1 protein-coding gene is annotated in these 516 nt (G+C 69.8%); it reads right to left on the minus strand.

What is annotated here, in order from left to right; genetic code table 11:
- On the minus strand, positions 1-516 hold a 516-nt coding region (locus J8I34_RS34360), incomplete at both ends, for an ATP-binding protein (protein WP_305826477.1).

Genomic DNA, 516 nt, shown 5'->3' on the forward strand with positions numbered 1-516 from the left:
GCCTCTTCCAGCACCTTCTGGTGCCGGCGCTGCACCGAGCAGTCGCGCTCGAACAGGTAGACGCAGTTGCCGTGCGTATCGGCAAACACCTGGATCTCGATATGGCGCGGACGGGTCAGGTATTTCTCCACCAGCACCTTGTCGTCGCCGAAGCTGGCGCTGGCCTCGCGCTTGACCGACGCCAGCGCGGCCTCGAAGGCATCGCCCGACTCGACCACGCGCATGCCCTTGCCGCCGCCGCCGGCGCTGGCCTTGAGCAGCACCGGGTAGCCGATGCGGTCAGCCTCGCGGCGCAGCAGCGCCGGGTCCTGGTCTTCGCCGTGGTAGCCCGGCACCAGCGGCACCGACGCCTTTTCCATCAGCTGCTTGGCCGCGCTCTTGCTGCCCATCGCGTGGATGGCGGAGGCCGGCGGGCCGATGAACACCAGCCCCGCCGCGGCGCAGGCCTCGGCGAAGGCTTCGTTTTCGGACAGGAAGCCGTAGCCCGGGTGGATCGCCTGGGCGCCGGTCTCCTTC

Source organism: Cupriavidus phytohabitans (assembly GCF_017815025.1).
GTDB lineage: Bacteria > Pseudomonadota > Gammaproteobacteria > Burkholderiales > Burkholderiaceae > Cupriavidus.